The organism is Litorivita pollutaquae (assembly GCF_003205515.1).
Lineage (GTDB): Bacteria > Pseudomonadota > Alphaproteobacteria > Rhodobacterales > Rhodobacteraceae > Litorivita > Litorivita pollutaquae.
In genome coordinates this window covers 319,460-333,614 of sequence record NZ_KZ826481.1, presented here as the reverse complement: position 1 = coordinate 333,614, position 14,155 = coordinate 319,460, and the positions used below count along the sequence as shown (strand labels likewise).

11 protein-coding genes are annotated in these 14,155 nt (G+C 60.1%); 10 read left to right on the top strand and 1 reads right to left on the bottom strand.

From position 1 onward, the window contains the following. Positions 1-237: 237 nt before the first annotated feature. The 5 genes from DI396_RS01535 to DI396_RS01515 are packed head-to-tail and all read left to right on the top strand — an operon-like array spanning position 238 to position 4,242. Positions 238-948 carry an urease accessory protein UreE gene (locus DI396_RS01535; protein WP_110794386.1) on the top strand — a complete coding sequence of 237 codons (711 nt, stop codon included), beginning with the start codon at positions 238-240 and terminating at the stop codon, positions 946-948. A gap of 33 nt (positions 949-981) precedes the next feature. Further along, positions 982-1,647, top strand: a complete 666-nt coding sequence (locus tag DI396_RS01530) for an urease accessory protein UreF (protein ID WP_110794819.1) — start codon at positions 982-984, stop codon at positions 1,645-1,647. Beyond that, positions 1,644-2,075 carry a DUF3995 domain-containing protein gene (locus DI396_RS01525; protein WP_110794385.1) on the top strand — a complete coding sequence of 144 codons (432 nt, stop codon included), beginning with the start codon at positions 1,644-1,646 and terminating at the stop codon, positions 2,073-2,075. Before DI396_RS01530 ends, DI396_RS01525 begins: the two co-directional genes overlap by 4 nt. Positions 2,076-2,084: 9 nt before the next feature. Then, on the top strand, positions 2,085-2,744 hold the full coding sequence (gene ureG / locus DI396_RS01520) for an urease accessory protein UreG (RefSeq protein WP_110794384.1): 660 nt from the start codon (positions 2,085-2,087) through the stop codon (positions 2,742-2,744). Positions 2,745-2,793: 49 nt separating this feature from the next. Then, on the top strand, positions 2,794-4,242 hold the full coding sequence (locus tag DI396_RS01515) for a TrkH family potassium uptake protein (protein WP_110794383.1): 1,449 nt from the start codon (positions 2,794-2,796) through the stop codon (positions 4,240-4,242). Positions 4,243-4,473: 231 nt separating this feature from the next. Here DI396_RS01515 and DI396_RS01510 read toward each other — a convergent pair whose 3' ends face one another. After that, the gene (locus DI396_RS01510; RefSeq protein ID WP_235851698.1) at positions 4,474-6,291 is read right to left on the bottom strand and encodes a trypsin-like peptidase domain-containing protein; all 1,818 of its coding nucleotides are present in this window, start codon (positions 6,289-6,291) and stop codon (positions 4,474-4,476) included. A 288-nt stretch (positions 6,292-6,579) separates the two neighbouring features. Between DI396_RS01510 and DI396_RS01505 the strand changes: the two genes are divergently transcribed. From DI396_RS01505 to DI396_RS01485, 5 genes are all read left to right on the top strand, one after another. Further along, a complete protein-coding gene (locus DI396_RS01505; protein ID WP_110794382.1) occupies positions 6,580-7,521 on the top strand; it encodes a glycine--tRNA ligase subunit alpha in 942 nt (313 codons plus the stop codon). 1 nt (position 7,522) lies between these two features. Then, on the top strand, positions 7,523-8,050 hold the full coding sequence (locus tag DI396_RS01500; protein WP_110794381.1) for a DUF6446 family protein: 528 nt from the start codon (positions 7,523-7,525) through the stop codon (positions 8,048-8,050). Beyond that, complete coding sequence (glyS, locus tag DI396_RS01495) at positions 8,050-10,302, top strand: glycine--tRNA ligase subunit beta (RefSeq protein ID WP_110794380.1); 2,253 nt, start codon at positions 8,050-8,052, stop codon at positions 10,300-10,302. Before DI396_RS01500 ends, glyS begins: the two co-directional genes overlap by 1 nt. Before the next feature lie 210 nt (positions 10,303-10,512). Then, entirely contained in the window at positions 10,513-13,059 is a 2,547-nt protein-coding gene (locus DI396_RS01490) for a putative PEP-binding protein (protein WP_235851731.1), read from the top strand. Positions 13,060-13,235: 176 nt separating this feature from the next. Next, on the top strand, positions 13,236-13,907 hold the full coding sequence (locus DI396_RS01485) for a cell wall hydrolase (protein ID WP_110794378.1): 672 nt from the start codon (positions 13,236-13,238) through the stop codon (positions 13,905-13,907). Positions 13,908-14,155: the final 248 nt, after the last annotated feature.

Sequence of the window (14,155 nt, the reverse complement as noted above, 5' to 3'; positions counted from 1 at the left end):
GATTGCCCGTGTGATTTCCGGGTGAGTGCAGCCAGACAATTCACGAAGGGCGGCCCATCGGGTGCGCCCTTTTATTTTGCCACATTTTTCAGCACCTAGTTGAAAATGTGCCACTTTTTGTATCTCTGCTCTGGCGTCCAATCGCGGCGGCGGCCACTATGTGCCAAAGGCGGCGATAGGGCCGCGTGACATCAATGCGGCCCGCGTGCCGCGTGACTGCGGCTTGAGGGCACTCATATGACCATACTTCGCGCCACATATATCCATCGCGCCGCGCCGGATGCGCCGCCGGTTGCCCATGCGGGCGCAGATCATATCGCGCTCAGCTACGAGGCACGGTTTTTGCGGCGCAAACGGCTTCGCTCTGCGGGCGGCGCGGTGTTCTTGGTGGATTTGCCGAAAGCCGAAAGCCTTGAGGCGGGCGATGGATTTGGGCTTGAGGATGGGCGGGTGATCACGGTGCTGGCCGAAGCCGAAGCTTTGCTTGCGGTGCGCGGCGACTTGCCGCGACTGGCTTGGCATATCGGCAACCGGCATACCCCTTGTCAGATCGAAGAAGACCGGCTGCTCATTCAGGATGATAAGGTTTTGGCCGATATGCTGCGGGGCCTTGGGGCCGCGATGGAGTCGATCACTGCGCCGTTTACTCCCGAAGGCGGCGCTTATGGGATGGGCCGCACCCATGCCCATGCCCACGGGCATACGCATTTCGGCATCGATGGCACTCCGCAGGGCGGCACCGCGCATAAGGATCTCGCAGCAGAGGATCACTCCGCTGGCCCTTCTCATGCCTCGCGCGACCCCAACGGAGATGCCCCTCAACACGCCCACGGTCATGCCCACACTCAGGCCCACAGTCATGCGCATAGCCACAGCGCGGAAGACCACAGCCATGATCATCCGGCCCGACATCATGGTGGGCATGCCCCGCGCTCTCATCATGACTGATCCCATCTCATGACAGATCCTCTGCCGGACCCGATGATACCGCCGATTTCCCAAACGTCCGAAGCTGAAGCGACGCAGATTTTGCACCAATGGTTCTCGCCGGCGTTTCCGGTGGGGGGATTTGCCTATTCGCACGGGTTGGAGCGGGTGATTGCCGACGGGCAGATCACCTCTGCCGCAGAATTGCAGCTTTGGCTTTCGGGGGTGTTGGCACAGGGCACTGGCCGCTTGGATGCGGTATTGATGGCACATGCATGGCGCAGCGATGCGATGGGTTTGACAGAGCTGTCCGATCTGGCGGCGGCGCTCGCGCCTTCTGCCGAGCGGCGATTGGAAACCGAGGCGCAGGGCGAAGCCTTTGCGCGCACGGTTTCGGCGCTCTACGGGTTCGATATCGGGCCAATGCCCTATCCGGTCGCCCTGGGCCGCGCCGCGCGCCTGGCCGGACTGCCTTTGGCAGCATTGCTGCGCATGGCGGTGCAGGCGTTCGCCGCCAATCTGGTGTCGGCTGCGGTAAGGCTTGTGCCGCTGGGACAGACGGAAGGGCAGGGGGTGACCATGGCACTTTTGCCGCTTTGCGCCGCGATTGCAAAGACGGCAGAGACGGCAGAATTGGACAGCATCGGCAGCACCGCTTTGGCGGCGGATGTCGCCTCGATGCGCCACGAGGTTCAAGACGTAAGGCTGTTTCGCTCATGAGGTTGCTGGCGGACGGGATCAGTGTGGCTTTGGTGGGGATTGCCGCCTTGCATGGGCTTTGGGCGCTGCGCATATGGTGGCCGCTGCGGGATGAAACCGCTCTGGCTCGGGCCGTGGTGGGCCGCGCGGGCATCATCAAAATGCCCACACCCGCCGCCTGTTGGGCCATGGTGATGGTGCTTTTGGCGGCGGCGCTATGGCTGCAATTTCCATTGGACAGCGGCGGCCTGCGCGGGGCATTGGTGGCGCTGGGATTGGCCGTCATGTCCGCCCTATGTTTTGCCCGCGGTCTGGGCGCTTATGTTCCCGCTTTGCGTCGCTCTCGTTCCGAAGAGCCCTTTGCCACCTTTGACCGGCGCTATTATGCGCCGCTGTGCCTTGTGCTTGGCGGCAGTGTCGGGCTTGTTCTTTTGACCCATCTGATCTGAGGATAAACCATGACCCAGTCGCCCAACGGACCTTTGCGCATCGGCCTCGGCGGCCCGGTCGGCGCGGGAAAAACCACGCTGACCGCCGCACTTTGCCGCGCCATGGCCGAGCGCCTGTCGATGGCCGTTGTGACCAATGATATCTATACCCGCGAAGATGCCGATGCCTTGGTGCGGATGCAGGTTCTACCCTCGGATCGCATCATGGGCGTCGAAACCGGCGGCTGTCCGCATACGGCGATCCGCGAAGATGCCTCGATCAATCTGGCGGCGATTGCGCGGCTGACCGACCGGTTTCCCGATCTGGATGTGGTGCTGGTCGAGTCGGGCGGTGATAACCTGTCGGCAACATTCTCGCCCGAATTGGTCGATCTAACGGTCTATGTGATCGACGTGGCCGCAGGCGAGGAAATCCCGCGCAAAGGCGGCCCGGCGATCACCAAATCCGATATTCTGGTGATCAATAAGACCGATCTCGCGCCCTATGTCGGTGCATCGCTTGAGGTGATGGAGCGCGATGCGAAGGCACAGCGCGCGGCGCGGCCTTTCGTCTTCAGCAACCTGAAAACCGGAACAGGAGTGGCGCAGATCATTGCCTTGATCGCGCAGATCGGCGGGCTTGAGCTTGCGCCGGTGCCTCCGGCGGACCCCGCGTCCGAGCGGATCTGAATGCGTGAGCGCTTGACACCGCGCGCGCGCCGCGCCAACCCTCGCCCTTATGTTTGATCTGCGCCCCGTTGGATATGTGATCGGCCTTTTGGTGACAGCCCTTGGGCTTACCATGTTCCTGCCGATGCTGGTGGATATCGCCGAAGGGCGCGGTCATTGGCCCGCCTTCGCAACCTCTGCCTTGCTCAGCGTGACCATCGGCAGCCTGGTCGCCTTGTCATGTCGAAACGGCCTGCGCGAAGGCCTGTCGATCCAGCAGACGTTTTTGCTGACCACGGGCGTTTGGTTGATGTTGCCGATTTTTGGCGCCTTGCCCTTTGTCTTGGGCGAGACCGATGCGCGTTGGGTGGATGCGTTTTTTGAGGCCATGTCGGGCGTGACCACCACAGGATCTACGGTTTTCTCTGGCCTCGACGAGATGCCTAAGGGAATTTTACTGTGGCGGGCGATATTGCAATGGCTGGGCGGGGTCGGGATCATCGTTGTCGCCATGGTGTTCTTACCGGAATTGCGCGTCGGCGGTATGCAGATTTTTCGCTCTGAAGCCTTTGAGACGATGGGTAAAATCCTGCCTCGCGCCTCGGCCATCGCCTCACAGATTTCGGTGATCTATGTCGGGCTGACGGTGGCCTGCGCGGCCTCATATATCCTCCTCGGGATGACGGCCTTTGACGCGACGGTGCATGCGCTGACCACGGTGTCGACCGGCGGGTTTTCTAATTATGACACCTCCTTTGCCACGTTTTCCGGTCCTACCGAATATGTTGCGTCGCTTTTTATGGTGCTGGCGGCATTGCCGTTCGTACGCTACGTGCAGATGGTGAACGGCCACACCACGGCGTTGTTCGGCGATGTTCAGGTGCGCGGCTTCTTGTTGGTGATCGGCGTGCTGGTTGTGGTCACCACCTCCGTATTGACGACCATTTTCCCACATCATTGGGAGCAAAGTTTTCGCGAAGCTTTGTTCAACATCACATCGATCATTTCCGGCACCGGATACGCCAGTGTCGATTACATGACCTGGGGCGGTTTCTTGATCGCGATCTTTTTCTTCATCGGCCTCATCGGCGGCTGTGCGGGCTCGACGGCCTGTTCGGTGAAAATCTTCCGCTACCAAATTTTGGTTGCTTCGGTGCGGTCGCAAATTCGCCGCATCCATTCGCCCCACGGGGTGTTCACACCGCGCTATGATGGGCGGGTGATCGACGAGGACGTGCTCAATTCGGTGATGTCGTTTTTCGTATTTTTCGTGGTGACGCTCGGGGTTCTGGCCGTGGCCTTGGGATTGACGGGGTTGGATTTCACCACCTCGGTCTCCGGCGCGGCGACGGCTCTTGCCAATATCGGGCCGGGGCTGGGCGATAAAATCGGGCCTGCGGGGAATTTCGGCGGATTGAATGATACGGCGAAATGGCTTTTGGCGGCGGGCATGTTGATCGGTCGGCTCGAATTGATGGCGGTCTATGCGATCCTGACTGTGAATTTCTGGCGCGCCTGAGGGCGGGCTGGCCGGGGCGGGATCGCTCAACGCGCCCAGGTGCCTTTTGACCCATTGGATCTCTCAAACGGAAAAGACCCCTCGAAAGGGGCCTTTGCTGTATTCTATCGGTGCCGCCATGGGGCTGCAAAATCTGTTTTGAAGCCATCCCATAATGGGTTTTAGACGGCACGGACGCGGCTGATGCGTGGCTCCCGTGCGTGTCTTATTTCCCCTGTGAGGGGGGCACACTTACTCCCAGCAGCTCACCAAAACGGTCATGCCGCTGGCGCTGGTGCTGAGGTCCACAGGATCGACCGTCCCCAAAGCATCGGTTGTCTGTGCATTGATCCCTTCGCGTTGAAGCAACGCCAGAACCGCGCTGCCATCGGCGACAAAGCTGACCCCTTCGGGCAGTTTTTGCGTGCCGTTGGTCGCCGGCAACAGCATGCCAAGCACCGCGCCGCCTGCATCAAAAACCGGACCGCCGGCATCGCCGGGCAGGGCGTTGAGCGCGAGGCGCTTGAGGCTGGTTTCGCCGCGCAGACCGCGAATGTCGGCCAATGTGCCATAGGTCAGGGTGGGGCCGTTCAATACGCCTTCAAAGCTGTATCCTGAAACTGCCACATCCGATTGCAACCGCGGCACAGCGCGTTGAAAGCGGGCGGTGGAGATCGGCGCAAGCGGTTCGTGCGGACGCAGGATGGCAATACCGTTTTCGCTGTCGGTGGCGACCACGCTGGCATCGATGTCATCTTCAAGCGTGATCCGCGCGCAACCGGCGACAGCCTCGGCCGTTGTCACGACGGTGCCGCTGGTGTCGATATAGAACCCCGAGCGCGCCAGCTTGGGTTTACGGATTTCCAGACCTGACAACAGATCAATGCTCTGTGTGCCATTGTCGCCCGCCGCCGGATCAAGCGCCGCGCCGAAGGTGGTGAAACTCGCCTTCATCTCGCCGAGCACGCGGCGACGGCGTTCCTCATCGCCGGCCGGCCAGATCAGGGTAAAGCCTTTGACCATTCCGTCGCGCAGGTAGGCTTCGGTATGGGACACCATATGCCCATCCTCGCCGATCAGGACAAAGCTGTCTTTCTTGCGCTCGCGCGGGCCGGACGTCGGCACGATTTCAAGCGTCTGCATGATATCATACAAGCCCCAAAGCGTGGCTTGATCGCCGCGCTGCGAGATGGTCAGAACCTGCGCATCGAGGTCGCCTTTGGCGGTGTAATGGCCAAAGGGTGGTTCATAGCGATCAAAGTTGACCACGCCGAGCGGTATCATCATTTCCACGCCCGCGCCTTCGTCGCGCACCATGCGCAAATCCATACCGTCGAGGATGGCGTTATATTGTTTGAGAAGGGCGGCGCGTTGCAATGTCGTCATCACGCCGGTGACCTCGAAACCGTTGACCTCTTGCCATGCCGCCATCGAGGCGCGGGTGCCGCGACCAAAGGCACCGTCGATGCCGCTGTCGTAGAAACCGGCCCATTTCAACATGGATTGCAATTGCATCCGGGCCGTGCGGTCGAGCGCACGTTCATTGCGCAGCGCCTCGTTTTTGGTTTCGTCCGGGGCCGGCGGTTTCGGCGCGGGGGCCGCTTGGCTTGTGATCTCTGTCTGGGGCGCACTTTCTTGCGTCTCGGCGGTTTGATCCGTGAGAGTGCTGCGGGGCGGGTTGGTCAGGAAATCCGTGCCCACCGGCCAAAATTGTTGACGGAATTGATTGGTGAAGGTGATGAAACTGTCGCGGGGGATTTGCGCTTCGCGGCGGTATACGCGCAAGACTTGCGCCGCATCCTCGCGGCTGTAGGGGCCCAGAACAATGGCGTACCATCCCTGTCCCAAGGAGAACCCGTTCACATCGGGCAGCCGCCCAGCGTAGCCGCGGATTGCTTCTTGCGCGCTGTTGAGGTTCGGTTGTGCCTCGATTTGCACCCACGCGACATTGGCGCTTTGGCTTTGGCTGCTTTGCGCTGTGGCGCTCAGGGGCGCAAATGGGCCCGTCATCAGCAGCGTGAGAACCACTGCTGCAGGTTTGAAAGAGGTATTCAAAAATTGCCGGATCATCTTGCCCTGTCGCCCTTATCAATCGTGTTTTTGGTCTCGCTGCGGGTGTCATACCAAATTTGACGCCAAGCGCATCCAAATAATGCGTGAGCGTGCAATTGACCCCGCCGCGAGGGAGCCGTAGGAATGGCGCGCGATTTAAGGGCACCGGACCTGCGGTTCGTGCCCCAACCAGCGCCGTTATAACCGGCAGGACCGCATGCCATGACCGGCGCGTGCCTGCCCCCGCAAGATGCCCCTCCGCGCCGCGATCGGGCCGTGGATCATGAGAAGCAGGGACCGATACCTATGGCAACCAGCACCGATAAACCCCGCAGTTTTCAAGAGATTATCCTGCGTTTGCAATCCTATTGGGCGGCGCGCGGATGTGCGGTGATGCAACCTTATGACATGGAAGTGGGGGCGGGCACCTTCCACCCGGCCACCACATTGCGCAGCCTTGGCTCGCGTCCTTGGGCCGCCGCCTATGTGCAACCTTCGCGCCGCCCGACCGATGGGCGTTACGGCGAAAATCCCAACCGGATGCAGCATTACTATCAATATCAAGTCGTCATCAAACCAAGCCCGCCGGATTTGCAAGCCCTCTACTTGGGCAGCCTTGAAGCCATCGGCATCGACATGGATCTGCACGACATCCGCTTTGTCGAGGACGATTGGGAAAGCCCGACTTTGGGCGCTTGGGGCCTTGGATGGGAGGTCTGGTGCGACGGGATGGAAGTGTCGCAATTCACCTATTTCCAACAGGTCGGCGGCCATGATTGCCATCCGGTGTCGGGCGAATTGACCTATGGGTTAGAGCGCCTTGCGATGTATGTTTTGGGCGTCGATCATGTGATGGACATGCCCTACAACGATCCGCAATCGCCCACGCCTTTGACATACGGGGATGTGTTCCGCCAAACCGAAGGCGAATACAGCCGTTGGAATTTCGACGTGGCCAATACCGATGTTTTGTTGCGCCACTTCGAAGAGGCCGAAGCCGAGTGCCAATCCATTCTGGAGCAGCCCGCCGAGGATCCCAAGACCGGTAAACGCATCATCATGGCGCATCCGGCCTATGATCAATGTATCAAAGCCAGCCACATTTTTAACCTTCTGGATGCGCGCGGCGTGATTTCCGTCACTGAACGCCAAGGTTACATCGGCCGCGTGCGCACATTGGCCAAAGCCTGCGCCGATGCCTTCGTGCAAACCGACGCGGGCGGCTTCACCGCAAAGCAGGGCGCATAACATGGGAAAATTTCTCGCAGGTCTTATCGTGATTTCAGCACTCGCCGCCGGCGCCGCCGTTTATTATCTTCAGGTCTATCATTACTACGACGAGGTCGCCGCCAATGGCAGCGAAGACGTGGTGATGACCTCTGTTGCGACCGGCGTGGCCGAACCGATCCTCTACGAGGGGTTCCAAGCCATCGATAGTGACAGCTCGCCGATCCGGTATCGCGCCTGCTTCACCACCGGGTTAAGCCAGGCCATGCTCACCGAAACCTACGAGATTTACGAGAGCGCCGAGCCGAACATCGCGCCGCCGTGGTTCGATTGCTTTGATGCCGACGAGATCGGAAAATCCATCGAGGACGGCGACGCGGTCGCTTTTCTTGGCACCGAAAATATCCACTATGGCATCGACCGCGTGGTTGCCGTGCTGCCCGATGGCCGCGGCTATGTCTGGCAACAGATCAACCATTGCGGCGAAGCGGTGTTCAACGGCAAAGCCGCACCCGACGATTGCCCTCCTGTTCCGGAAAGCTATAAATAATGCCTGATCTTCTGATTGAACTTTTCTCCGAAGAAATCCCCGCACGTATGCAAGCCCGTGCCGCCGAGGATCTGCGCAAAAAGGTCACCGACGGTTTGGTCGAGGCCGGATTGACCTATGCGCATGCGGCGGCATTTTCGACGCCGCGCCGTTTGACATTGGCGATCGAGGGCCTGCTTGCACAAAGCCCCGACACCCGCGAAGAACGCAAAGGCCCGCGCATTGATGCGCCACAAAAAGCCATCGAAGGGTTCTTGCGCGGTGCAGGTGTCTCACGTGAGGATCTGGAAGAACGCGACGAGAAAAAAGGCAAGGTCTTCTATGCCGTGATCGCCAAAAAGGGCCGCCCTGCCGCAGAGATCATCGCCGGGGTTCTTGAAGACACGATCCGCAATTTTCCTTGGCCGAAATCCATGCGTTGGGGGGCCGGTAGCCTGAAATGGGTGCGTCCCTTGCATTCGATCCTATGTATTTTAACGGATGAGGCAGGCAGCGAAGTGGTGCCGATGGAGATCGACGGGATCAAAGCTGGCAACACCACCGAAGGGCATCGTTTCATGTCCAGGGGCCGCTTTACCGTCACGTCCTTTGAGGATTATGCCGCGCGGCTCAAACGCGCCTATGTGATGTTGGACGCCAAAGAGCGTGCCGAACATATTTGGCATGATGCGACCAATCAAGCCTTTGCCAATGGTCTTGAAGTGGTGGAAGATAAAGGGCTTTTGGCCGAGGTTGCCGGATTGGTCGAATGGCCGGTGGTCTTGATGGGCGAGATCGCCGAGGATTTTCTGGATCTGCCGCCTGAGGTGTTGCGCACCTCGATGAAAGAGCACCAAAAATTCTTCTCGGTGAAAAACCCCAAGACCGGCCGGATCGAGCGGTTTATCACCGTCGCCAACCGCGAAACGGCGGACAATGGTGCGACGGTTCTGGCGGGCAACCAGAAGGTTTTGTTCGCGCGCCTGTCGGATGCGAAATTCTTTTGGGAAAATGATCTGCGCGTGGCGCGGACGGGTATGCAGACATGGACCGAACAATTGTCCAATGTGACCTTCCAAAACCAATTGGGCAGCCAAGCGGACCGTATCGCACGGATCAAATCCCTGTCCGGCGAATTGGCACCTTCTGTTGGCGCCGACACGGATCTGGCGATGCAAGCCGCCGAGGTTGCCAAGGCCGACCTCAGCTCGGAAATGGTTTATGAATTTCCAGAACTTCAAGGGCTTATGGGGCGGTATTATGCCGCCGCCGCCGGATTGCCCGATGAGGTTGCGCAGGCCTGCGAACAGCATTATTCGCCCCTTGGTCCTTCGGACGATGTGCCGGAGGGCGCGGTCGCGCGCACCGTAGCTTTGGCCGATAAACTGGACACATTGACCGGCTTTTGGGCGATCGACGAGAAACCCACCGGATCAAAAGACCCCTATGCGTTGCGCCGCGCCGCGCTTGGCGTCATTCGCATCATTCTGACCGGCGATTTGCGCCTGAACCTGGATCACTTCATCGACAGCCAGTTGATGAAGCACAAGATCAACCTTAGCCGTGACGGCGCCGATGGCGCCGAGATGGCGGCGCTTGAGGATGTTCTCGAGGCGATTGCCGATCACGGCGTTTTTGGTGCGGCCTTCCGCACGGTGATCGCAAAACTCGATGGCAAGAACGATGCGCCGGACACTGGCAAAGGATCGCTCTTGGGGGATCTTGGCAACCGGATGCCGGATCTGTCGGCGGATCTTTTGGCGTTTTTCCACGACCGGCTGAAGGTCTATTTGCGCGATCAGGGCCTGCGCCATGATGTGATTGACGCTTGCATTGCCATGCCCGGCAACGACGATTTGACGCTTTTGGTCAAACGCGCCGGTGCCTTGTCCGACGTTTTGGCCACCGATGATGGGGCGAACCTGTTGCAGGGCTTCAAGCGCGCCAACAACATTCTCACCCAAGCCGAAGACAAAGACGGCGTCAGCTATGAATACGGGGCGGATGTGAAATTTGCCGAAACCGAGGCCGAGCGCGATCTCTTTGCAGCGCTCGACACGGCGGGGGCGTCGATTTCTGCTGCCATCGAGGCCGAAGATTTTGCATCCGCGATGCAAGGCATGGCGGCGCTGCGTGGTCCGATCGATGGATTTTTCGAGGCGGTGCAGGTCAATACCGACAACGAGGTGATACGGCGCAACCGGCTGAACCTGTTGAGCCGCATTCGCACCATCTGCCTGTCGGTGGCGGATCTCACACGTATCGAAGGGTGATGTGGTGCCTGTTGCCGCTTGCGTGCTGCGCCCCGAGGGGCGTAGTGTGACGGCAAGATGAAAGGTGCCGCAGTGCAGCAAGACCCAAAGATCGCCCCCGCCGATAAGGCCGTTGAAACACCGCAGGATCGTGCGGAGCGTTTTGCTGCACTCGATACGCATCCCTTGGCGCGAGATCCGGATGTGACCTTGATCACACCGAGGGCGCCGATGTCGCCGATGACCCATGGCGGGCGGGCCAAATGCCTGCAACGTCTGGTGCGGCTCGATATGCCGGTGCCGCGCACCGTGGCCTTGTCCTTCGCCGAGGTCCACCGGATTGCCGCCGGCAAGATGCCCGATATGAAGAGGTTGCTTGAACCCTTTGGTGAGGCGCCGCTTTTGTGCGTGCGGCCCTCGTCCGAGGGGGCCGATTGGGGCGGTCCGGGGGCGATTTTGAATATTGGCCTGAATGATGCGCGTTATGCAGAGCTGAGCGCGCGGATCGGCACAGAGGCGGCTTGCGGGCTCTATCGCCGGTTTATTCAATCCTATGCGGTCGATGTGGCGCGGCTTGACCCCGATGAATTCGAGGAAATCGAAGAGACCGGAGAAGCCGGATTGCAGGCGATGCTGCGCGCCTTTGAGGACGAGATGGAAGAGCCCTTTCCACAAGATCCTGCCGTGCAATTGGCCGGTGTGCTCCGGTCCATGGCGCGGGCGTGGGAGGGCACCACGGCGCGGATTTTGCGCGAGGCCAAAGGCGCGCCGGTTGATGCCGGGTTGGGCCTTGTGGTGCAGGAGCTGGCGCTCGGTCTAGGGCAGGGGGAATGCGGATCGGGCGTGATCCAATTGGTCAATTCACATAGCGGCCATCCGCAAATCACCGGCCGGTATTTGCGTCAAAGTCAGGGGCGCGATGCCTTGCAGCAAGGTGCAGAGGCGATTTTTCTCGAAGACGATCCGCGTGGCCCGTCGTTGCAGGAACTTGCGCCCGAAGCCTTTGATGAATTGATCGCCCATACGCAATTGATGCGCAAACGGCTGCGCGCCGAAATGCAGGCGGAATTTACATTGGTGAACGGGCGCGTGCATATCCTTGACGGGGTGCGGGTTGCGCGGTCGGGGCGGGCGGCCGTGCGCATTGCTGTGAGCCTTGCCGAAGATGGGATCATCCCGCATGAAGAGGCGTTGCTCAGGATCGAACCCCGGGCGTTGAATGAACTTTTGCACCGGCAGGTCGACCCCGACGCGCCGCGCGATTGTATTGCCAAAGGCATCGCCGCCAGCCCCGGCGCCGCCACGGGTATTTTGGTGTTTTCCGCCGCCGAAGCCCAAGCCGCCGCCGCCCGCAACGAGCCTTGTATCCTCGTGCGCCGTGAGACCTCTCCCGAGGATATTCGCGGGATGCATGCTGCTGTCGGTGTGCTGACCGAACGTGGCGGGATGACCTCGCATGCGGCGGTGATCGGGCGCGGTATGGGGTTGCCTTGTGTGGTTGGTGTGTCGGACCTGCGGTTTCAAACACGGCAAAACACCCTCACTGCCGCCGACGGGCGGGTGTTCCGTGAGGGCGATGTTTTGACCATCGATGGCACCAATGGCGAGGTGCTCGCCGGTGCTCCCGATTTGATGGAGGCCTCGTTGGATGAGGCGTTCCAAACCTTGATGAGCTGGGCGGATGACATGTGCGATATCGGCATTCGCGCCAATGCCGACACGCCTGCCGATGCGCAAACCGCCCGCAATTTTGCCGCCCAAGGCATCGGGTTGTGCCGCACCGAGCATATGTTTTTCGAGGCGGATCGCCTGACCGTGATGCGCGAAATGATTTTTGCCGATGAACCACAGGACCGCCGCGCCGCGATCGACCGGTTGTTGCCGATGCAACGCGCCGATTTCGCGGAATTGTTCCGTATCATGCAGGGGCAGCCGGTCTGTATCCGGCTTTTTGATCCGCCGCTGCATGAATTTCTTCCCCATGACCGTGCAGGGCACCGCGAATTGGCCGAGGCGCTGGATCTGCCGTTGTCGGATGTGACCCGCCGTGTCGAGGCTCTGTCAGAGTATAATCCGATGCTGGGGATGCGCGGCGTGCGTTTGGGGATCACCGTGCCCGAAATCTATGACATGCAGGCCCGCGCGATATTCGAAGCCACCGTCGAAGCCAGCCGCGACGGGGCCGCCGTGGTGCCGGAAATCATGATCCCGTTGGTGTCGGCGAAACGCGAGGTCGAGCTTGTGAAAACCCGTATCGATGCGGTGGCCGCCGCCGTGCGCGTCGAAACCGGTCGCAATTTCACCTATCGCCTTGGCGTCATGGTTGAAACGCCGCGGGCTGCATTGCGCGCCGGCGAGATTGCGCAACATTCGGCCTTCCTGAGCTTTGGCACCAATGATCTGACGCAAATGACCTATGGGTTGAGCCGCGATGATGCGGGGCGCTTCATGTCGAAATATGTAAATTTGGGCGTTTACCCCGAAGATCCCTTTCATACGCTCGACACTGACGGAGTGGGTGAATTGCTTACCATCGGGGCGGAGCGCGGCCGTGCGGCGCGCCCGGATTTGACCGTGTCGATTTGCGGCGAACATGGCGGCAGCCCCGAATCAATCGCCTTTTGCCGTGCGGCCGGATTTGATTATGTTTCCTGCTCACCCTTCCGTGTGCCGGTCGCGCGGCTTGCTGCGGCACAGCTTGCGGTGGCCGACAAAATCGGGTGGATTGCCGGGTCTAACCGTCCATATGCTGCGGTTCCGGCGCAATATTACTCCTAGGCAATCGGCAAAATTATGCGCGGCGTGAGGGCAATATCCGAACGTCTGGACCTTTTGTGCCGTTTTCTGTAGGAGGAGCGCAACTGTCCGAAGGTTAATCAATCTTGAAGATTGGGTGGCAAAAGAGACAGGGTGACGATCCGAGGTCGAGCCAACGAAAAGAAAGTCTTTGATCTATGATCGTATTTGCCCCGGCCGTTTCGGCCGCCCGCTCCATTTTGCTGAACGCATGCTTTATATCGACCCTCGCGGCAATTTTCGCGCTGGGGATCGATCCGGCCCCTGTGCGGGCCGATACTCCGGTGGATAAGTTCCTGACGCAAGAACGTCGCGGCCTCGGGGCGCTGAGTGATGGCGCGATTCAGGGGCTTCTTGAACGTCCGGGCACGCAGATCAAATATTCGCGCGAATGGTTGGCCCGTCAACCGCGTGTGCAGGGCGGGGCGCAATGGCGTTGCTTGGCCGAGGCACTCTATTTTGAGGCGCGCGGCGAAAGCGTAAAGGGGCAATTCGCGGTGGCCGAGGTGATCCTTAATCGCGTGGAGAACAGCCGCTACCCCGACACGGTGTGCGCCGTGATCAACCAAGGGACAGGGCGCAAATATGCCTGCCAATTCACCTATACTTGCGATGGCAAAAAAGAGGTGATCGCGGAGCCGCGCGCCTTTGAGCGGGTCGGTAAGATTGCCAAATTCATGGTCGAGGGCGCGCCGCGCGAATTGACCGATGGTGCAACCCATTATCACACCAAAGCCGTGCGCCCGAAATGGGCCCGCACGTTCCCGCGCACCGCTACAATTGGCGTGCATCATTTCTACCGTCAACCGACGCGGTTGTCGCAGAACTGATCGCGGAGGCGCTGAGGCCTTTTGAGTGATGACCTGTGTCGCCGCGATACAGGGCAGGCGGCTTATGCTCTATGTTGTTTCGGCTGAACCCCTGTGCAATTTGCGTCCGAGCGATGGGTCGCTTGCGGGTCTTCGAATGTCGCCCGCTTCTGGTAGAGCGTTGGTGCGCCTGCTATAAACCTCCTTGGATCCGGTGCGCCTCTCATGGGGTGCGGTCTGATCGCTTCTGATGCGCGAGAAACCACCTG